Genomic DNA, 19,893 nt, shown 5'->3' with positions numbered 1-19,893 from the left:
CCCCGTCGCTGTGATCTGCCCCATGATCGACCCTGCCCCACTCGGGTGGGGCCACCGGGTCCGCCGCGGTGCCGGTGGACTCCTGGCGGGGGTGTGTTCACATGGTCGCCGTGCCTGCCTGGTCGGTCGTCGTCCCGGCGAAGCGGCTCGCCGTGGCCAAGACGCGGCTGCGGCCGCTGACCGACCACGCCGCGGAGCCCGCCGCCGCGCATGAGGCGCTCGTGCTGGCCCTGCTGGCCGACACCGTGGCCGCAGCGCTGGCCTGCCCGCGCGTCGCGGAGGTCGTCGTCGTCACCGACGAGCCGGCGGCCGCGGAGCTGGTGGGCGCCCTCGGCGCCCGCACCGTCGCCGACGCCCCGGACGCCGGCCTCAACCCCGCCCTCGAGCACGGCGCGCGCGAGGCCGGCGGTGACGCCGTCGCCGCGCTCTCCTCCGACCTGCCGGCCCTGCGCCCCGCCGAGCTGGCCGCGGCGCTGGACGCCGCAGCGGCGCCGCGCTGCTTCGTCGCGGACGTGCACGGCACCGGGACGACGGTGCTCACCGCGACCGGGACGCCGCTGCGGCCGCGGTTCGGCCAGGGCTCGGCGCGGGCGCACCGGGAGGACGGCGCGGTCCCCCTCACCGGCGACTGGCCCGGCCTGCTCCGCGACGTGGACGACCTCGACGACCTGCGGGCCGCGGTCGCGCTGGGTGTCGGCCCGCGGACGACGCACTGGCTGGCCACCTCGCCGACTCTCGCCGTCCACCTGGGTGCGGCACGATGACCACGTGCCCTCCACCGACGACGACGCCCCGCTGCCGGCGGACCGGTTCCTGAACCGCGAGCTCTCCTGGCTGGACTTCAACGCGCGCGTCCTGGAGCTGGCCGAGGACGACACCGCGCCGCTGCTCGAGCGGGTCAAGTTCCTGGCCATCTTCGCCAGCAACCTCGACGAGTTCTTCATGGTCCGGATCGCCGGGCTCAAGCGGCGGCAGAGCACCGGGCTGACCGTCCGCTCGCCCGACGGGCTCACCATCCGGGAGCAGCTGGAGCTGATCACCGCCCGCACCCAGGAGCTGGTGCAGCGGCACTCCGACGTCTTCAACGGGGACGTGCTGCCCAAGCTGGAGGAGTGCGGCATCCGCATCGTCCGCTGGGACCAGCTGGAGGAGGGGGCGGCGCTGCGGCTGCGCGAGTACTTCCGCGACCAGGTCTTCCCCGTGCTCACCCCGCTGGCGGTGGACCCGGCGCACCCCTTCCCCTACATCAGCGGGCTCTCGCTCAACCTCGCCGTCTCGGTGCGCGACCCGGAGACCAGCGCCCCGCGCTTCGCCCGGCTCAAGGTGCCCAACAACGTGCCGCGGTTCGTGCCGGTGGGCACAGGGGGCGGCGGCGACGGCACTGCCGTGTTCCTGCCGCTGGAGGACCTCATCGCCGCGCACCTCAACCAGCTCTTCCCGGGGCTGGACGTGCTCGACCACCACTTCTTCCGCGTCACCCGCAACGCCGACGTCGAGGTGGAGGAGGACCGCGACGAGGACCTGCTGCAGGCGCTCGAGCGGGAGCTGGCCCGGCGCCGCTTCGGCCCCGCCGTGCGGCTGGAGGTCGCCGAGCCGATGGACCCGCGGATCCTCGAGGTGCTCGTCTCCGAGCTCGAGGTCTCGCCGGCCGACGTCGTCCACGTGCCGGGGCTGCTGGACCTGGCCTCGCTCATGGCCCTCTACGACCTGGACCGCCCCGAGCTCAAGGACGAGCCGTTCGTGCCGGCCACCCACCCGCGGCTGAGCGAGGGCGAGACGCCCAAGAGCGTGTTCGCGACGCTGCGCGAGGGAGACGTGCTGGTCCACCACCCGTACCACTCGTTCGCGACCAGCGTGCAGCGCTTCATCGAGCAGGCCGCCGCCGATCCGGACGTGCTGGCGATCAAGCAGACGCTGTACCGGACCTCGGGCGACTCCCCCATCGTCAACGCCCTCATCGAGGCCGCCGAGGCCGGCAAGCAGGTCGTCGTCCTGGTGGAGATCAAGGCCCGCTTCGACGAGGAGGCCAACATCAGCTGGGCCCGCTCGCTGGAGCGCGCGGGCTGCCACGTCGTCTACGGGCTGGTCGGGCTCAAGACGCACTGCAAGACCGCCCTGGTCGTGCGCCGCGAGCAGGGCCTGATCCGGCGCTACTGCCACATCGGCACGGGCAACTACAACCCGAAGACGGCGCGGCTGTACGAGGACCTGGGCATCCTCACCGCCGATCCGCGGGTGGGCGCGGACCTCACCGACCTGTTCAACGTGCTCACCGGCTACTCGCGGCAGACGAACTACCGCACGCTGATGGTCGCGCCGCACGGCATCCGCAACGGCCTGATCGAGAAGATCCGCCGCGAGGTGCGGCACGCCGGCGAGGGCCGGCCGGCCGGCATCCGGATCAAGGCGAACTCGATCGTCGACGAGCAGATCATCGACGCGCTGTACGCCGCCTCGCGGGCCGGCGTCCCCGTCGAGCTGTTCGTGCGCGGCATCTGCGCGCTGCGCCCCGGCGTGCCGGGCCTGTCGGAGACGATCCGGGTGCGCTCGATCGTCGGCCGCTTCCTGGAGCACTCCCGGGTCATGTCGTTCGTCAACGGCGGCGAGACGGAGTGGTGGCTCGGCAGCGCCGACCTGATGCACCGCAACCTCGACCGCCGCGTCGAGGTGCTGCTGCGGGTCTGCGACGACCGGCTGCGCACTCAGCTGGAGCAGACGCTGGCCCCGGCCATGGCGCCGGGAGTGCGGTGCTGGGAGCTGCGCAGCGACGGCAGCTGGGAGCACCTCGACGGCCGCGACTACCAGGCCGAGCTCATGGGGCGCATGCATGAGCTCGCCGGTTGAGGGCCCGGTGATCGCCGCGGCCGGCGGGGTCGTCTGGCGGCCGGCGGCGGACGGCGAGGGCATCGAGGTCGCCGTCGTCCACCGGCCGCGGCACGACGACTGGTCGCTGCCCAAGGGCCACGTGGACGCCGGCGAGCACGCCCTGCAGGCGGCGGTGCGCGAGGTGCTCGAGGAGACCGGGCTGACCGCGGTCCCCGGGCGCCGGAGCCTCACCACCCGCTACGCGGTCGAGGGTGCACCGAAGCGGGTGGACTACTGGGTCATGCGGTGGACCGGCGGCGGCTTCGCCGCCAACGACGAGGCCGACGACCTGCGCTGGCTCGCGCCCGCGGACGCCGCGCAGCTGGTCAGCTACGCACACGACGGGCAGGTCATCGCGGACGCGGCGCGCACCGACGTCCCGCGGGAGGTGTCGGTGCTGCTGGTCCGGCACGGCAAGGCCGGCAGCAGCGACGACTGGGACGGCCCGGACGAGCAGCGCCCGCTGACGGCTGCGGGCGAGGAGCAGGCCGCGCGGCTGGCGGCGGTGCTGCCGCTGTTCGGGCCGACGTCGGTCGGCGCGGCGGCGCCCCTGCGCTGCCGGCAGACCGTCACCCCGCTGGCGGAACGGCTGGACCTCCCCGTCACCGGGCGCCGGGAGTTCGGCGAGCCGGAGTTCGGCGGCGACCCGCAGATCGCCCTGGAGTCCTTGCAGCGGGAGCTCGACGCGCCCGGTGTCGCCGTCGTCTGCAGCCAGGGCGGGACGATCCCGACCGTGCTGCGGGCGCTGGGCGTGCACGGCCACGGCGTGCCCGGCCTGCACCCGCCGGCCGCCAAGGGCAGCGTGTGGGCCCTCGGCGGCCGGCCGGGCGCGCTGGTCGCGGACTACTACCGGGACCTCGACCCCGATCCCGACGCCCGGCCCTGAGGGCAGAAATGGCCATTTCTGCCCTCGGGGGGCGGGTCAGACGGCGGGCAGCGCCTTCGGCTTCCAGGCCGGCCGGGACGACTCGAAGGCCTCGATCGCGTCCAGGTGGCGCTCGGTCAGGCCGACGTCGTCGAGCCCCTCGAGCAGCCGCCAGCGGGTGTACGGGTCGATCTGGAACGGCACGACCGTCTCGCCGTAGGTGACCTGCTCGGCCTGCAGGTCGACGGTCACCGGCAGCGCCGGGTCGGCCTCGATCGCGGCCCAGAGCGCCTCGACGTCGGCCTCGGGCAGGACGACGGTGAGCAGCCCGGCCTTGGTCGAGTTGTTGCGGAAGATGTCGGCGAACCGCGGGCTGATGACCACGCGGAAGCCGCCGTCCAGCAGCGCCCAGTTGGCGTGCTCGCGGGAGGAGCCGGTGCCGAAGTCCGGGCCGGCCACGAGGATCGAGGCGTTCGCGTACTCGGGCTTGTTGAGCACGAAGTCCGGCTCGTTGGTGCGCCAGGCGACGAACAGGCCGTCCTCGAAGCCGGTGCGGGTGATCCGCTTCAGGTACTCGGCCGGGATGATCTGGTCGGTGTCGACGTTGGTGCGGCGCAGCGGCGCGGCGGTGCCGGTGTGGGTGGTGAAGGCGTCCATGGCGGTCAGGCTCCGATCAGGTCGGCGGGGGCGGTCAGGCGGCCGGTCAGCGCGGTCGCGGCGGCGACGGCGGGGCTGACCAGGTGGGTGCGCCCGCCCTTGCCCTGACGGCCCTGGAAGTTGCGGTTGCTGGTGGAGGCCGAGCGCTCGCCGGGCTTGAGCTGGTCGGGGTTCATGCCCAGGCACATCGAGCACCCCGCACCCCGCCACTCGGCGCCGGCGTCGAGGAACACCTGGTCCAGACCCTCGGTCTCGGCCTGCGCCTTGACCGCCACCGACCCGGGGACGACGAGCATCCGGGTGCCGGGGTCGATCCGCTTGCCGCGCAGCAGCTCGGCGGCGACCCGCAGGTCCTCGATCCGGCCGTTGGTGCAGGAGCCGAGGAAGACGGTGTCCACCTCGATCTCGCGCAGCGGCGTGCCCGGGGTCAGGCCCATGTACTCCAGCGCCTGCTCGGCGGCGCGGCGGTCGCCCTCGTCGGCGAACTCGGCCGGGTCGGGCACGCGGGCGTCGATCGGCAGGCCCTGGCCGGGGTTGGTGCCCCAGGTGACGAAGGGGGTGAGGGTGGAGGCGTCGATGACCACCTCGGCGTCGAAGACCGCGCCCTCGTCGGTGCGCAGCGTCGACCACTCGGCGACGGCGGCGTCCCACTCGGCGCCCTGCGGGGCGTGCGGCCGGCCCTGCAGGAAGTCGAAGGTGGTCTGGTCCGGCGCGATCAGCCCGGCCTTGGCGCCGGCCTCGATCGACATGTTGCAGATCGTCATCCGGGCCTCCATCGACAGCTTCTCGATGGCGCTGCCGCGGTACTCGATGACGTAGCCCTGCCCGCCGCCGGTGCCGATCTGGGCGATGACGGCGAGGATCACGTCCTTGGCCGAGACGCCCGGGGGCAGCTCGCCGTCGACGGTGACCGCCATCTGCTTGGGCTTGTACTGCGGCAGCGTCTGGGTGGCCAGCACGTGCTCGACCTCGCTGGTGCCGATGCCGAAGGCCAGCGCGCCGAAGGCCCCGTGCGTGGAGGTGTGGCTGTCGCCGCAGACGATCGTCATGCCCGGCTGGGTGAGGCCCAGCTGCGGGCCGATGACGTGCACGATGCCCTGGTCGCGGTCGCCCATGGGCGCCAGCCGGATGCCGAACTCGGCGGTGTTCCGGCGCAGCGCCTCCACCTGGGCCCGGCTGACCGGGTCGGCGATGGGTGCCAGGATGTCCAGCGTCGGGACGTTGTGGTCCTCGGTGGCCATCGTGAGGTCGGGACGGCGCACGGTGCGGCCGGCGGCGCGGAGCCCGTCGAAGGCCTGCGGGCTGGTGACCTCGTGGACGAGGTGCAGGTCGATGTAGAGCAGGTCGGGCTCTCCGTCGGCGCTGCGCACCACGTGGGCGTCGTAGACCTTCTCGGCCAGGGTCTTGGGCACGGTCCGTCCTCTTCCCGGGGGTCACCCGGCTCGTCGCGCTTGCGTCTCACTGTATGAGATGCAAGTATTGCTGTGTGGGACAGCCTAACCCCGTCGCCGTTCTGGACAAAGCGGTCGCGATCCTCCGCGCAGTCGCCGAGGAACCGGCGACGCTCGCCGAGCTCGTCGCGCGCACCGGTCTGCCCCGCGCCACGGCGCACCGGCTGGCGGTCGCGCTGGAGGGCCACCGCCTGGTCTCGCGCACCGACGCGGGCACCTGGGCCCCCGGCCCGGCGCTCGCCGAGCTGGGCCGCGGCTCCGCCGACCTGGGCGACGTCGCCGGCCGGCACCTGGTGACCCTGCGCGACGCGACCGGCGAGAGCGCCCAGTTCTACGTCCGCGACGGCGCCAGCCGGGTCTGCGTCGCCGCCGCCGAGCGCACCAGCGGCCTGCGCGACACCGTCCCCGTCGGCGCGCGGCTGCCGATGACCGCCGGTTCCGCGGCGCACGCGCTGCTCGCCTTCACCCCGGCCGACGAGGTGACCCGGCTGCTCCCCTCGGCCAGCTTCACCGCCCGCACGCTGCTCGACGTCCGCCGCCGCGGCTGGGCGCACAGCATCGCCGAGCGCGAGCCCGGCGTCGCCTCCCTGTCGGCGCCGGTGCGCGACGGCTCCGGCGCGGTGCTCGGCGCGGTCTCGATCTCCGGGCCGGTCGAGCGGCTGGGCCGCCGGCCCGCCCCCGAGGTGGTCGGCGCGGTGCTGGACGCCGCGACCGCGATCGCCCGCGCCGCCCGCTAGGAGGGCTCCCGGTCGCCGGCCGGGGCGTCGCCGGTCTCCGGCGAGTCGACGACGACCGGCCGCAGGCGGGCCCACAGCGCGAAGGCCAGCGCGAAGGCGGCCAGGCCGAGGCCCACCCAGAGGTTGGCGTTGAACCCGTCGGTCTTCTCCAGCGCCGCCTCGTCGTCGTCGACGAGCCCGACGACGACCAGGACGACGCCGTAGAACCCGATCAGGGCGGCGATGACGTTCCGGACGTCGAAGGCCCCGGCCGCCTGCTTCTCACTGCTCATCGGATCGCGCTCCTGGCTCTCAGCGGAAGATGACGTTCAGGGCGATGACCATGACCAGCGAGATGCCGGCCAGCGTCGTCGGCGACCGGTACCACGGCAGCGCGCCCGCCTCCGGGTCGGTGCGCTGCTCCTCCGGGGTCTCGGAGTAGACCAGCCCGACCAGCTCGCGCGCGGGCTTGGGCTCGGTGACCCGGGTGACGACCACGCTCACCACGATGTCGACGACGAACGCCGCGCCGGCGGCCACGAAGCTGGCGCCCCTGGCCGCTCAGCGGGAGCACGCCGAGCGAGAGCGCCCCGAGCGAGTCATCGCTGAGCAGCGCCACGCCGACGGCGGCCAGCGTTCCGGACACCAGGCCGGTCCAGCCCGCCGTCGGCGTCATCCGCTTCCAGAACATGCCGAGGATGAAGGTCGCGAACAGCGGGGCGTTGAAGAACCCGAACAGCGTCTGCAGGTAGTCCATCAGGTTCGTGTAGCCCGAGGCGATCAGCGCCGTCCCGATCGCGGTGACGGTGGCGCCCAGCGTCGCCCACCGGCCCACCCGCAGGTAGTAGTCGTCGGGCCGGTCCTTCTTCACGTACTGCTGCCACAGGTCGTAGCTGAAGACGGTGTTGAAGGCGGAGATGTTGGCCGCCATGCCGGCCATGAAGGCGGCCAGCAGGCCGGCCAGCGCGACGCCGAGCAGCCCGTTGGGCAGGACGTCGCTGATCAGGTACAGGATCGAGTTGTTGTAGTCGAAGTCCTCGTCACCGGTGGCCTTGGCCGCGGCGACCTCCGGCACGAGGACCGTGGCGATGATCCCGGGGATGACCACGATGAACGGCACGAACATCTTCGGGAACGAGCCGATGATCGGCGTCGCCCGCGCGGCGGAGATCGAGTGCGTGGCCATCGCCCGCTGCACCTCGACGAAGTTCGTCGTCCAGTAGCCGAAGGAGAGCACGAACCCCAGGCCGAGCACGACGCCGACGACCGACCAGAAGGGGCTCTCGAAGCCGGTGAGCTCGGTGGCCGGCCACGAGGCCAGCATCTCCTCGTTCCCGGCCTCCCGGACCGAGTCGATCAGCCCGCCGACGCCGCCGGCGCGGTGCAGGCCGAGGAGGGTCAGCGGCAGCAGCGCGGCGACGATGACGAAGAACTGCAGGACCTCGTTGTAGATGGCCGCCGACAGCCCGCCGAGGGTGATGTAGCTGAGGACGACGACCGCGGCGACGATCAGCGAGACCCAGAGCGGCCAGCCCAGCAGCAGCTCGACGATGTGCGCCAGCAGGTAGAGGTTGATGCCGGCGATGAGCACCTGGGCGACGGCGAAGCTCAGCGCGTTGACCAGGTGCGCCCCGGTGCCGAACCGGCGGCGCATGTACTCGGGGACGCTGCGGACCTTCGACCCGTAGTAGAAGGGCATCATCACCACGCCCAGGAACAGCATCGCGGGCACGGCGCCGATCCAGAAGTAGTGCATCGTGGCCATGCCGAACTGGGCGCCGTTGGCCGACATGCCGACGATCTCGACCGCGCCGAGGTTGGCGGAGACGAACGCCAGCCCGGTCACCCAGGCCGGCAGCGAGCGCCCGGACAGGAAGAAGTCGAGGCTGTCGGAGACCCGCCGCCGGGCGGCGAAGCCGATGCCCAGCACCACGGCGAAGTACGCGGCGACGAGCGCGTAGTCCACGACGTTCGCGTCGAGCTGCAGGGTGTCGTCCATCGGGTTCCTTCTCGGGAGCGGGTCAGGCCAGCCGGCGCGCGCCCGCGGAGGGCACGACGGCGGAGGTGCGGGTGGAGCGGGCGGCCACGGCGGCGGTCACGGCGTCGACCGCATCGGCCTCGACGAGGGCGACGACGCTCCCGCCGAACCCGCCGCCGACCATGCGGGCGCCGTGGGCGCCGGCGTCGAGCACCGCCTCGACGCAGGCGTCGATCTCGGGGACCGAGACCTCGAAGTCGTCGCGCAGCGACGCGTGGCCCTCGGTGAGCAGCGGGCCGACGGCGCGCGGGTCCTCCCCCGCCCGCAGCACCTCGACGACGCGCAGCACCCGGGCGTCCTCGGTGACCACGTGCCGGGCGCGGCGGTGCAGCAGCGCCCCCTCGGCGGTCCCGTCGGCGAGCCGCTCCAGCGCGGCGACGTCCGGGACGTCGCGCAGCAGCGGGACGCCGAGCCGCGCCGCCGCCTCCTCGCACTCCCGGCGCCGGTCGCGGTAGCCGCCCTCGGCGTGGTCGTGGGTGGTGCCGGAGTCGAGGACGAGCAGCGCCAGGCCGGCGGCGGCCAGGTCGAAGGGCACCTGCTCGGTGCCGCGGTCGCGGGTGTCGAGGAACAGCGCCGCGCCGGCCTCGCAGAGCAGGGAGGCGGACTGGTCGAGGATGCCGGTGGGCGCGCCGACGAAGTCGTTCTCCGCCCGGCGGGCCACGTCGACCAGCTCCGCGCGGCTCAGCCCGAGCGCCAGCAGGTCGCGCAGCGCCAGGGCGACGGCGCACTCCAGCGCCGCCGACGACGACAGCCCCGCGCCCGCCGGGACGTCGCCGTCGATGAGCACGCTCAGCCCGCCGGGCGCCGCACCGGCCAGCTCCGCGACGACCCCGGCCGCGTACCCCGCCCAGCCGGCGGGGCTGCCCGGCGCGAGGTCGGCGAGGGCGAGGTCGGCGTCGTCGCCGGGGTGCTGCAGCGACCGCAGGACCAGCCGGCCGTCGTCCCGGCGGGCGACCGCGGCCCGGGTGGTGTGCGGCAGCGCGACCGGCAGCACGAAGCCGCCGTTGTAGTCGGTGTGCTCGCCGATGACGTTGACCCGGCCCGGCGCCGCCCAGACGCCCTCGGGAGCCCGGCCGAACCGCTCCGCGAAGGCGTCCGCCGCGCGCGCCGCCGCCTCGTCGTCCCGGGTCACCACGTCACGGCCCGCAGCTGCTCGGCGACGTCCTCCGGGTCGGTGTCGGTGATGAACGCGCCCATCCCCGACTCCGAGCCGGCCAGGTACTTGAGCTTGCCGGGCGCGCGGCGCAGCGAGAACAGCTGGAGGTGCAGCCACCACTCGTCGCGGGCCGGGCGCGGGGCCTGGTTCCAGGCGGCGATGTAGGGCATCGGGGTGTCGAAGCGGTGCGCGAAGCGGCCCAGCACGTCGAGGTACACGGCGACGAGGGCGTCGCGCTCCTCGCCGGTCAGCGCCGGCAGGTCGGGCACCCGGCGGGTCGGGAACAGCTGGACCTCGTAGGGCCAGCGCGCCGCGGCCGGGACGAAGGCGGTCCAGTGCTCGTTGGCGGCCACCACCCGGGGCCCGGAGCGCTCGGCCGCCACCACCTCGGCGAACAGGTCGCCGCCGGTCCGCTCGCGGTGCCGGCGCACCGAGCCGAGCACCTTCTCGACCCGCGGCGGGACGAACGGGTAGGCGTAGATCTGCCCGTGCGGGTGCGACAGCGTCACCCCGATCTCCTCGCCGGAGTTCTCGAAGACGAAGACCTGCTCGACCCCCGCGAGACCGGACAGCGCCTTCGTCCGCTCCGCCCACACGTCCACGACCAGCCGGGCCCGGTCGCGGCCGAGCCCGGCGAAGTCGCGGTCGTGGTCGCTGGTGAAGACGACGACCTCGCAGCGGCCGAACCCGGGCCGCAGCTCGGCGAGGGGGGCACCCGCAACGGTCGGCGGCAGGTCGGTCGCCACCCCGGTCGCCAGCGAGGGGAAGCGGTTCTCGAACACCACCACCTGGTAGTCGTCGTCGGGGATCTCGGTGGGCCGGCCCGGCCGGGAGGGGCACAGCGGGCACTGGTCGGCCGGGGGCAGGAAGGTGCGGGTCTGCCGGTGGGCGGCGACGACCACCCACTCCCCGAGCAGGGCGTCCCAGCGCAGCTGGGAGCGGGTGGCCACGGGCGGCAGGTCGCGGGTGTCGGGGGCGTCGTGGGTGCCCGGGTGCGCGTCCTCGTCGAAGTAGAGGATCTCCCGGCCGTCGGCCAGGGAGCGGCTCGTCCGGATCACCGTGGCAGCGCCTCCCGCGCAGGTCGGGCCGCCCCGCACCCGTCGGCGGGCGGCCCGGCCCGACGCTAGCCCCGCCCGGCGGGAGCGGCCACGCCAGACGTCGGGATCCCCCTCCCGGGTGGTGGCGCGCTACGTTCCGCGGCGCAGCACTCCCCCGCCCCCGGACGAGAACGGGCCCATGACGACCGACGCCACCTCCGCCACCCGGCTCTCCGACGCGCTGGGCGCCCTCTCCCTCGAGCAGAAGGTCCAGCTGCTCACCGGGCGGGACTTCTGGACCACCTGGCCGATCGAGGAGATCGGCCTGCGCCGCATCCTCGTGTCCGACGGTCCCTCGGGGGTGCGCGGCGAGGTGTGGGACGAGCGCGACCCCTCGCTGAACCTGCCCTCGGCGACCGCGCTGGCCGCCTCCTGGGACCCGGAGCTGGCCCGCCGGTACGGGGCCGCGGCGGCCGTGGAGGCCCGCCGCAAGGGTGTCGACGTCGTCCTCGGGCCGACGATCAACCTGCACCGCTCGCCGCTGGGCGGCCGGCACTTCGAGTGCTTCAGCGAGGACCCGGTCCTCACCGCCGAGCTGGCCGCGGCCTACGTGTCCGGCGTCCAGGACAACGGCGTCGGCGCCACCCCCAAGCACTACGTCGCCAACGACTTCGAGACCGACCGCTTCACCGTGGACGTCCGGGTCGACGAGCGCCCGCTGCGCGAGCTCTACCTGCTGGCCTTCGAGAAGGCCGTCGTCGAGGCGCGGGCCTGGCTGGTCATGAGCTCCTACAACTCGATCAACGGCGCCACCGCCAGCGAGAACGAGCTGCTGGAGACCCCGCTCAACAGCCAGTGGGGCTTCGACGGCGTCGTCGTCAGCGACTGGACCGGCGTCCGCAGCCTGGCGAGCGCCCGCGCCTCCCAGGACCTGGTCATGCCCGGCCCGCAGGGGCCCTGGGGCGAGGCGCTGGTCGCCGCCGTCCGCGCCGGGGAGATCGACGAGGCCGTCGTCGACCGCAAGGTGCTGCGCATCCTGCGGCTCGCCGAGCGCGTCGGGGCGCTGGAGGGCACCGCACCGGCCGAGCCGGTGCTGGTCGAGGACGGCCGGGCGCTGGCCCGCGAGGCGGCCGCCGAGGGCATCGTGCTGCTGGAGAACCGCGGAGAGCTGCCGTGGGCCGCCGCGGCGCTGCGCACGGTGGCGGTGATCGGCAACAACGCCTCCGCCGCGCGCACCCAGGGCGGCGGGAGCGCGACCGTCGTCCCCGAGCACACGGTCTCCCCGCTCGAGGGGCTGCGCGCCGCCCTGCCCGGCGTCGACGTGCGCTACGCGGTCGGCGCGGTCGTCCAGGACGGCGTGGTCGAGCTGCCGCTGCGCGAGCTGACCAACCCGGCCACCGGCGAGCCCGGCCTGCACGCGCGGTTCCTCGCCGAGGACGGCGGCGAGCTGCTCGCCGAGGACCGCCGGTCGAGCAACCTCGTCTACTTCGGCAGCGACGTGCCCATCGAGGACGCCGCCGAGTTCGAGCTCACCACCACCTGGACGCCGTCGGAGAGCGGTCCGGTGCGGCTCGGCCTGGCCCTGGTCGGCACCGCGCAGCTCTTCGTCGACGACGACCGGCTCATCGACGAGCGGCTGCGGCCCAGCGCGGAGGCGCTCGGTGCGGCGTTCACCAACCCGCCGACGGCCTCGGTGCAGGTCGAGGTGGTCGCCGGCACGCCCGTGGACCTGCGGCTGGTCTACGACCTGCGGCGGCGCCGCGGCTTCAACGCGCGCGCCATGTCGCTGCGCCTGGGCACCGAGCCGGCCGACGTCGACGCGGACGCGCTGATCGCCGAGGCCGCCCGCACCGCCGCGGAGGCCGACGTCGCGCTGGTCGTCGTCGGCACCAACGCGCTCGTGGAGTCCGAGGGCTACGACCGGACCACGCTGGCCCTGCCCGGCCGGCAGGACGACCTCGTGCGCGCCGTCGCCGCGGCGAACCCGCGCACGGTGGTGCTGGTCAACTCCGGCGCCCCGGTCCTGCTGCCGTGGCGGGACGACGTCGCCGGGCTGCTGCTGGGCTGGTTCGGCGGTCAGGAGTTCGGCGCGGCCGTCGCCGACGTCCTGCTGGGTGCCACCGAGCCCGGCGGGCGGCTGCCCACCACCTGGCCGGCGGCCGAGGCCGACGTCCCGGTGCTCTCCTGCACGCCGGTCGACGGGGCCCTGGAGTACGCCGAGGGCATCCACATCGGCTACCGCGCCTGGCTCCGGCAGGAGACCGCCCCGGCCTACTGGTTCGGCGCCGGCCAGGGGTACACGCGGATCGACCTCCTCGGCGTCGAGGCGCCGGACGCCGCCCGCGGGGGCGAGGTCGTGCCGGTGACCGTGGAGGTGGCCAACCGCGGCGACCGCGACGGCAAGCAGGTGGTGCAGGTCTACGCGGAGCGGGCCGGCTCGGCCGTGGACCGTCCGGTGCGCTGGCTGGTCGGCTCGGCCCCGGTGCGGGTGCCCGCGGGGGCGACCGCGCGGGTCGAGGTCGCCGTCGCGACCCGGCTGCTGGCGCACTGGTCCGACGGCTGGCAGTACGAGCCGGGCGGCTTCCGGCTGCGGATCGGCACGAGCGCGGTCGACCTGCCGCTGGAGACGACGCTGACGCTGGGCTGAGGCCGCCCCCTGAACGCCGAGAGCCCCCGACCCGTGGGTCGGGGGCTCTCGCGCGTTGTAGCCCCGAAGGGATTCGAACCCTCGCTACCGCCGTGAGAGGGCGGCGTCCTAGGCCGCTAGACGACGGGGCCGGACACCGGACATCTTGCCACGGCCCTCCGGGGGGCTCGCACGGGGGCCCGTGAACGCCGAGAGCCCCCGACCGTTGCCGGTCGGGGGCTCTCGTGTGCGTAGCCCCGAAGGGATTCGAACCCTCGCTACCGCCGTGAGAGGGCGGCGTCCTGGGCCGCTAGACGACGGGGCCGTGCAGTGCTGCGGTCGTGCTGCAGCGAGAGGAGCTCTCGCTCCCTCGCTGGGGTACCAGGACTCGAACCTAGACTAACGGAACCAGAAACCGTCGGGCTGCCAATTACCCCATACCCCATGGGCCGTTCTCACGGCGCCGGGGAGAACACTACCCGATGCCCGGAGCGCCCGGAGCACCCCCCTCTAGGTCCGCGCGCCCCGGCGGGCGACCAGCGCTGCGAAGGCGGCCAATCCTCCGGCTCCGACCAGCGCGAACGCCGTCCCAGGGCCGGCGGACAGCCCCGGCACGACGCCGTCCCCGAGGCCGGCGGTGAGCAGGAACACGACCAGCGCGACCACCGCGTGCAGGGCGACGGCGGCCTCCAGACCCCCGGTCAGCGCCACGGCGGCCGAGGCGGCCAGCCCCAGGGCGGTCCACCCGAGGAACGCGGGCGCGTCGTCGGCACCGTGCAGCAGCGCACCGAGCGCGGCGCTGACGACGGCGGCTGTCACCGCCCCGGCCCGCGGGCGGCCGATCCAGCCGGCCACGGCCTGGCTCAGGTAGCCGCGCAGCAGGAACTCCTCCCCCGCGGCGCGCAGCGGCACGGTGAGCAGCCCGGCGACGAGCACCCACGGCAGGTCGGCGACCGGCCCCGGTGCCTCCCGGTCGGCCAGCAGGACCGCGCCCGCGGTGGCCAGCGTCACGCCGGCGCCCGCCGTGCCCAGGGCCAGCAGGGCTGCGCGGCGCAGCAGCCCCCACCGGAAGCGCCGCGCCACGGACAGGCCACGACCCGGCCCCACGTCGTGCGCGAGCGGCCAGGCGAGCAGCACCGCGGGGACGGCGGTGGCCAGGAGCAGGCCGGTGACCAGCAGCCCGCGCCAGGTCAGCGGCGCCGGGCCCAGGTCCGCGCCGGTGCCGGTGAGCACGTCGGCGATCCCGGTCAGGACCAGCGCGATGCCGAGCAGGAAGGCGACGACGGCCAGCCCCGCGACCGGCCGCCACCACGCCCACGGAGCCGACCGCATGGCCAGCAGGTAGGGCAGCGGGCGGACCGGTTCGGGCACGGCGACGTCGTCGTCCGGTTCCTGCTGCGGCGCCGGCCGGAGCTGCTCCGGCGTCGGCCGCCGCATGGGCGGCGGACCGGCGTACGGCTCCGGTGCCCGCTCCCGCTCCTCCGGCGCCAGGTCCCCGGCCGCCCCGGCGGTCATCCGCCGGCGACGGTGCGCGCGGCGGCCAGCCGGGCCAGCGTGCGCTCGCGGCCGAGCAGCTCCATCGACTCGTACAGCGGCGGTGAGACGGTGCGACCGCTGACGGCGACGCGCACCGGGCCGAACGCCTGGCGCGGCTTGAGGCCGAGCCCCTCGACGAGCGCGGCCTTGAGCGCCTCCTCGATGGCGGCGGTGCTCCACTCGGGCAGCTCGCGCATCGCCGTCGTCGCTGCGTCCAGGACCGCGACCGCGCCCTCGCCGGAGAGCTGCTTCTCGGCCGCCGCGGGGTCGATCTCGACCTCGTCGACGAACAGGAAGCGCAGCAGGTTCACCGCCTCGGAGAGCACGATCATCCGCTCCTGGGCCATCGGCGCGATGGCGGCGAGGACCCGCGACTGCTCCGCCGTCGGCGGCTCGGCGACCAGCCCGGCGCCGGCCAGGTAGGGCACCACGCGCTCGGTGAACTCCTCGACCGGGAGCGCGCGCAGGTGGGTGGCGTTGATCGCCTCGGCCTTCTTGAGGTCGAAGCGGGCCGGGTTCGCGCTCACCCGGGTGACGTCGAAGGCCTCGACCAGCTCGGCCATCGAGAAGATGTCGCGGTCCTCGGCGATCGACCAGCCCAGCAGCGCCAGGTAGTTGGCGAAGCCCTCGGGCAGGAAGCCGCGCTCGCGGTAGATGTCGAGGTTGGACTGCGGGTCGCGCTTCGAGAGCTTCTTGCTGCCCTCGCCGGTCACGTAGGGGAGGTGGCCGAAGCGCGGGGTGCCCTGCGCGACGCCGATGTCGGTGAGCGCCGCGTAGAGCGCCAGCTGGCGCGGGGTGGAGGGCAGCAGGTCCTCGCCGCGCAGCACGTCGGTGATCTGCATGAGGGCGTCGTCGACCGGGTTGACGAACGGGTACAGCGGGACGCCGTTGCCGCGCACCAGCACGAAGTCGGGCACCGAGCCCGCGGCGAAGCGCACCTCGCCGCGCACCAGGTCGTCCCAGACCAGGTCCTCGTCGGGCATCCGGAGCCGGAGCACCGGGGAGCGGCCCTCGTCGCGGAAGGCGGCCTTCTGCGCGTCGGTGAGGAACCGGTCGTGGTTGTCGTAGCCGAGCTTGGGGTCCTGGCCGGCGGCCCGGCGGCGGGCGTCGACCTCCTCGTTGGTCGAGAAGGACTCGTAGGCGTGGCCGGACTCCAGCAGCTTCGCGGCCACCTCGCGGTAGACGTCGTGCCGCTCGGACTGCCGGTAGGGGCCGAACGGGCCCCCGACCTCGGGGCCCTCGTCCCACTCCAGGCCGAGCCAGCGCAGGCAGTCGAGCAGGTGCCGGTAGGACTCCTCGGAGTCGCGCGCGGCGTCGGTGTCCTCGATGCGGAAGACGAAGGTGCCGCCGGTGTGGCGGGCGTGCGCCCAGTTGAACAGCGCCGTCCGCATCAGGCCGACGTGCACCATGCCGGTGGGCGACGGGCAGAACCGGGTGCGGACCGGGCCGGGGACGGTCACCGGGCACCGCCCGCGGTGGAGACGGCGTCGGCGTCGGCGACCGAGTTGGCCAGGGTGCCCAGCCCCTCGATCGTGCACTCGACCCGCTGGCCGGCCCGGATGGGGCCGACGCCGGCCGGGGTGCCGGTGAGGACGACGTCGCCGGGCAGCAGCGTCATCACCTTCGAGATGTAGGAGATGAGCGTCGGGACGTCGAAGATCAGCGCGCTGGTGCGGCCGTCCTGGCGGGGCTCGCCGTCCACGGTGCAGGTGACCCGGAGGTCGGCGGGGTCCAGCCCGACGCCCGGGAGGTCGGTCTCGATCCACGGGCCGAGCGGGCAGAACGAGTCGAAGCCCTTGGCGCGGGTCCACTGCCCGTCGCTCTGCTGCATGTCCCGCTCGCTGACGTCGTTGCCGATCGTGTAGCCGAAGATGCTGGCGCCGACCTGCTCGGGCGAGATGTTGCGGGCACCGCGGGCGCCGATGACGACGCCCAGCTCGACCTCGTGGTGGACGTTGGTGCTGCCCGCCGGGATGCGGATGGCATCGCCGGGGCCGATGACCGAGGTGGAGGGCTTGAGGAAGATCAGCGGCTCCTTCGGGGCGTCGCCGGTCAGCCCCTTCATCTCCGCGATGTGATCGGCGTAGTTCTTGCCGACGCCCACCACCTTGCTCGGCAGGATCGGCGACAGGAGCCGGATGTCGGCCTGCGCGTAGCGGGCGCCGGTGAAGGAGATCTGGCCGAAGGGGTGGCCCTCGATCTGGGCCACCTGGCCGTCCCCGTCGAGGACACCGAAGGACATGCCCTGGGGCGAGGCGAAACGGACGATGCGCACAGCGCGAGGTTAGCCGCGCCCGGTCCCGGCTACCGGGCGCCCATGGCCTGCCGCTTCTCCGAGCTCGTCGTCAACAGCCGCGACCCCGAGGCCCTGGCCGCCTTCTGGGCGGCGGTGCTGGACTACCGGGTGCTGGGCCGGGAGGACGACGGCAGCGTGGAGATCGGCCCCGCGGAGGGTTTCGGGGGTGCCGCGCCCACGCTGGTGTTCGGTCCGGTGGCCGACCCGACCCCGGGCAGGCGGCGGCTGCACATCGACGTCAGCCCCACCGACCGCGACCAGGCGGCCGAGCTGCAGCGGCTGCTGGACCTGGGTGCGGTGCGCGCCGACGTCGGCCAGACCGGCGGGGAGAACTGGCACGTCCTCGCCGACCCCGAGGGCAACGAGTTCTGCCTGTTGGAGCGCCGCCTCGACCCGCTGTGAGCACCGCTGGGATCAGGGAACCTGATCATCGAGCGTCCTCCCTCAGCTCCCACGGTGAGGGAGGACGCTGCACGATCAGGTCACCTGATCCTCGCGGGGCGGGGGCGGGTGGCCGCGGCCCGGTCCTGAGGACGACGATGGGCGCGTGATCCTCATCGTCGTGAAGTTCCCCGTCCGCCCCGAGCGCGCCGACGAGTGGGCGGCGCTCGCCGCCGACTACGCGCGGGGGGTGAACGCCGAGGAGGGCTCGCTGTTCTTCGAGTGGTCCCGCAGCCTCGAGGACCCGAACACCTTCGTCTGCGTGGAGGGCTTCCGGGACGGCGACGCCGGGGCCGCGCACGTCGGCACGGACAACTTCAAGCGGTTCGTCGAGGGCGCGCCGGACCTGGTCGCCGCGCAGCCGCAGATCATCTACGTCGACGCCCCCGACGTCTCCGGCTGGGGCCCGATGGGCGAGATCCAGCCGCGCTGAGCGCTCAGCCGGCGGCCGGCCGGCGCAGCACGGCGTAGGTCATGGCGTCGACCAGCGCGTGCCACGAGGCCTCGACGATGTTGGCGTGGACGCCGACGGTGGTCCACTCCCCCACGCCGTCGGTGGTGTCGATGAGCACCCGCGTGGTCGCGCTCGTGCCGCCGCGCCAGCCGAGGATGCGGACCTTGTAGTCGGCCAGGGCGACGTCGGCGAGCTGCGGGTACCGGTTGACCAGCGCCTGGCGCAGCGCGTTGTCCAGCGCGTTCACCGGGCCGTTGCCCTCGGCGGTGCTGATGATCCGCTCCCCGTCGACGTGCACCTTGACGGTGGCCTCGCTGACGACGACGCCGTTGCCCCAGTGCTCGACCGAGGTCTTGTAGCTCTCCAGCTCGAACAGGGGCGCGGGGGCGTCGGGCAGCTGGTCGCGCAGCAGCAGCTCGAAGGAGGCGTCGGCCGCCTCGAACGACCAGCCGTCGGCCTCCAGGACCTTGACCCGGTCCACGACGCGGCCGATCGCGTCGGCGTGCCCGCTGAGGTCGACGCCGAGCTCGCGACCCTTGAGCTCCACCGACGCCCGGCCGGCCATCTCGGTGACCAGGATGCGCATGTCGTTGCCGACGACGGCGGGGTCGAGGTGGTTGTAGAGCTCCGGGCTGACCTTGATCGCGCTGGCGTGCAGCCCGGCCTTGTGCGCGAACGCCGAGGCGCCGACGAACGGCTGGTGGTCGTCGGGGGCGATGTTGGCCAGCTCCGCGATGGCGTGGCTGACCCGCTGCAGCTCGGGCAGGCACTCGGCGGGCACCACCGGCAGCCCCATCTTGGTGACCAGGTTGCCGATGAGCGCGAAGGTGTCCGCGTTGCCGGCCCGCTCGCCGTAGCCGTTGGCGGTGCCCTGCACGTGGGTGACGCCGGCCTCGACGGCGGCCAGCGAGTTGGCGACCGCGCAGCCGGTGTCGTCCTGGCAGTGGATGCCCAGCCGGCCGCTCACCCGGGCCCGCACGTCGGCCACGACCCGGCCCACGCCCGAGGGCAGCATCCCGCCGTTGGTGTCGCACAGGACGCCGACCTCCGCGCCGGCGTCGAACGCCGCCCGCAGCACCGCGACCCCGTACTCGGGGTCGGCGGCGTGGCCGTCGAAGAAGTGCTCGCAGTCGACGAACACCCGCCGACCGTGGGAGACGAGGAAGGCGACGGTGTCGGCCACCATCGCCAGGTTTTCCTCCAGCGTCGTCCGCAGCGCCTCGCGCACGTGCCGGACGTCGGACTTCGCGACCAGGCACACCACCGGCGTCCCGGCGTCCAGGAGCGCGCGGACCTGCAGGTCGTCCTCGACCCGGACCCCGGCCTTGCGGGTGGCGCCGAAGGCGACCAGCTGGGCGTGCCGCAGCTTGAGCTCGGTGCGGGCGCGGGCGAAGAACTCGGTGTCCTTGGGCAGCGCACCGGGCCAGCCGCCCTCGATGAAGCCGACGCCGATCTCGTCCAGCAGCCGGGCGACGGCGAGCTTGTCGGCCACGGAGTAGCTGACGCCCTCGCGCTGGGCGCCGTCGCGCAGCGTCGTGTCGAAGACGTGGAAGTCGGTGTCGCTGGTGGTCACGGATCTCTCCCGGAGAGGGTGCGGCCGGCCCGAACACGAAAAAGACCCCCCGGGTACGGGAGGTCTGCGCGCAGTCGAGGAGGGGACTGCGCGCTACACGATGATGATCGAGGCGGTGGTGTGCATCGCGACGAGTAAATCACGCGCCGCCGGCGGCCCCGTCCGGCCGGCCGACGTGGTGC

General features: G+C 74.2%; 17 protein-coding genes and 3 tRNA genes. 7 read left to right on the top strand and 13 right to left on the bottom strand.

Annotation, left to right across the window (positions count from 1 at the left end):
• The first annotated feature begins 101 nt into the window (after positions 1–101).
• The 3 genes from cofC to JKP76_RS09775 are packed head-to-tail and all read left to right on the top strand — an operon-like array spanning position 102 to position 3,751.
• The gene (gene cofC / locus JKP76_RS09785; RefSeq protein WP_200490674.1) at positions 102–764 is read left to right on the top strand and encodes a 2-phospho-L-lactate guanylyltransferase; all 663 of its coding nucleotides are present in this window, start codon (positions 102–104) and stop codon (positions 762–764) included.
• A gap of 4 nt (positions 765–768) precedes the next feature.
• A complete protein-coding gene (locus JKP76_RS09780) occupies positions 769–2,844 on the top strand; it encodes an RNA degradosome polyphosphate kinase (RefSeq protein WP_309229846.1) in 2,076 nt (691 codons plus the stop codon).
• Positions 2,828–3,751, top strand: coding sequence for a bifunctional NUDIX hydrolase/histidine phosphatase family protein (locus JKP76_RS09775; RefSeq protein ID WP_200490672.1), 924 nt, complete (start codon positions 2,828–2,830; stop codon positions 3,749–3,751). Before JKP76_RS09780 ends, JKP76_RS09775 begins: the two co-directional genes overlap by 17 nt.
• 36 nt (positions 3,752–3,787) lie before the next feature.
• Here the strand turns inward: JKP76_RS09775 and leuD are convergent, their stop codons facing one another.
• Complete coding sequence (gene leuD, locus JKP76_RS09770) at positions 3,788–4,387, bottom strand: 3-isopropylmalate dehydratase small subunit (protein WP_200490671.1); 600 nt, start codon at positions 4,385–4,387, stop codon at positions 3,788–3,790.
• Positions 4,388–4,392: 5 nt separating this feature from the next.
• On the bottom strand, positions 4,393–5,799 hold the full coding sequence (gene leuC / locus JKP76_RS09765) for a 3-isopropylmalate dehydratase large subunit (RefSeq protein ID WP_200490670.1): 1,407 nt from the start codon (positions 5,797–5,799) through the stop codon (positions 4,393–4,395).
• 74 nt (positions 5,800–5,873) lie between these two features.
• On the opposite strand from leuC, the gene JKP76_RS09760 reads away from it, so the two are divergent.
• The gene (locus JKP76_RS09760; RefSeq protein ID WP_200490669.1) at positions 5,874–6,575 is read left to right on the top strand and encodes an IclR family transcriptional regulator; all 702 of its coding nucleotides are present in this window, start codon (positions 5,874–5,876) and stop codon (positions 6,573–6,575) included.
• Here the strand turns inward: JKP76_RS09760 and JKP76_RS09755 are convergent.
• From JKP76_RS09755 to galT, 4 genes are read right to left on the bottom strand one after another with little or no spacing between them, the layout of a single operon-like run.
• On the bottom strand, positions 6,572–6,847 hold the full coding sequence (locus tag JKP76_RS09755) for a hypothetical protein (protein ID WP_200490668.1): 276 nt from the start codon (positions 6,845–6,847) through the stop codon (positions 6,572–6,574). The genes JKP76_RS09760 and JKP76_RS09755 overlap by 4 nt on opposite strands.
• A complete protein-coding gene (locus tag JKP76_RS09750; RefSeq protein WP_242471248.1) occupies positions 6,844–8,553 on the bottom strand; it encodes a sodium:solute symporter family protein in 1,710 nt (569 codons plus the stop codon). The genes JKP76_RS09755 and JKP76_RS09750 overlap by 4 nt, the downstream gene beginning before the upstream one ends.
• Positions 8,554–8,575: 22 nt before the next feature.
• A complete protein-coding gene (galK, locus tag JKP76_RS09745) occupies positions 8,576–9,724 on the bottom strand; it encodes a galactokinase (RefSeq protein ID WP_309232901.1) in 1,149 nt (382 codons plus the stop codon).
• A complete protein-coding gene (gene galT / locus JKP76_RS09740; RefSeq protein WP_200490666.1) occupies positions 9,721–10,806 on the bottom strand; it encodes a galactose-1-phosphate uridylyltransferase in 1,086 nt (361 codons plus the stop codon). The genes galK and galT overlap by 4 nt, the downstream gene beginning before the upstream one ends.
• A 178-nt stretch (positions 10,807–10,984) precedes the next feature.
• On the opposite strand from galT, the gene JKP76_RS09735 reads away from it, so the two are divergent.
• Positions 10,985–13,432: a glycoside hydrolase family 3 protein gene (locus tag JKP76_RS09735; RefSeq protein ID WP_200490665.1), complete on the top strand. Its 2,448-nt coding sequence runs from the start codon at positions 10,985–10,987 to the stop codon at positions 13,430–13,432.
• Positions 13,433–13,490: 58 nt separating this feature from the next.
• Here JKP76_RS09735 and JKP76_RS09730 read toward each other — a convergent pair.
• The 6 genes from JKP76_RS09730 to JKP76_RS09705 all read right to left on the bottom strand — a co-directional run bounded on the left by JKP76_RS09730 (position 13,491) and on the right by JKP76_RS09705 (position 17,222).
• A tRNA-Glu gene (locus JKP76_RS09730) sits at positions 13,491–13,563 on the bottom strand.
• Between the two features lie 100 nt (positions 13,564–13,663).
• Positions 13,664–13,736 (bottom strand) — tRNA-Glu (locus JKP76_RS09725).
• A gap of 48 nt (positions 13,737–13,784) precedes the next feature.
• Positions 13,785–13,856 (bottom strand) — tRNA-Gln (locus JKP76_RS09720).
• Positions 13,857–13,921: 65 nt separating this feature from the next.
• A complete protein-coding gene (locus tag JKP76_RS09715) occupies positions 13,922–14,926 on the bottom strand; it encodes a type II CAAX prenyl endopeptidase Rce1 family protein (protein WP_200490664.1) in 1,005 nt (334 codons plus the stop codon).
• Entirely contained in the window at positions 14,923–16,407 is a 1,485-nt protein-coding gene (gltX, locus tag JKP76_RS09710) for a glutamate--tRNA ligase (RefSeq protein WP_200490663.1), read from the bottom strand. The genes JKP76_RS09715 and gltX overlap by 4 nt, the downstream gene beginning before the upstream one ends.
• Positions 16,404–17,222 (bottom strand): fumarylacetoacetate hydrolase family protein, encoded by an 819-nt coding sequence (locus JKP76_RS09705; RefSeq protein ID WP_200490662.1) that lies wholly within the window; start codon positions 17,220–17,222, stop codon positions 16,404–16,406. Before JKP76_RS09705 ends, gltX begins: the two co-directional genes overlap by 4 nt.
• Positions 17,223–17,264: 42 nt before the next feature.
• On the opposite strand from JKP76_RS09705, the gene JKP76_RS09700 reads away from it, so the two are divergent.
• Positions 17,265–17,645: a VOC family protein gene (locus tag JKP76_RS09700; RefSeq protein ID WP_200490661.1), complete on the top strand. Its 381-nt coding sequence runs from the start codon at positions 17,265–17,267 to the stop codon at positions 17,643–17,645.
• A gap of 145 nt (positions 17,646–17,790) precedes the next feature.
• A complete protein-coding gene (locus tag JKP76_RS09695; protein WP_200490660.1) occupies positions 17,791–18,117 on the top strand; it encodes a putative quinol monooxygenase in 327 nt (108 codons plus the stop codon).
• Between the two features lie 4 nt (positions 18,118–18,121).
• Here the strand turns inward: JKP76_RS09695 and cimA are convergent, their stop codons facing one another.
• Entirely contained in the window at positions 18,122–19,711 is a 1,590-nt protein-coding gene (cimA, locus tag JKP76_RS09690; protein WP_200490659.1) for a citramalate synthase, read from the bottom strand.
• Positions 19,712–19,893 lie beyond the last annotated feature (182 nt).

The sequence above is a fragment of the Blastococcus sp. TML/C7B genome (assembly GCF_016612845.1).
In the GTDB taxonomy this organism is placed as follows: Bacteria; Actinomycetota; Actinomycetes; order Mycobacteriales; family Geodermatophilaceae; genus Blastococcus.
Note: the sequence above shows the minus strand (reverse complement) of the source record. Positions and strands in the feature narration are given on the sequence as shown.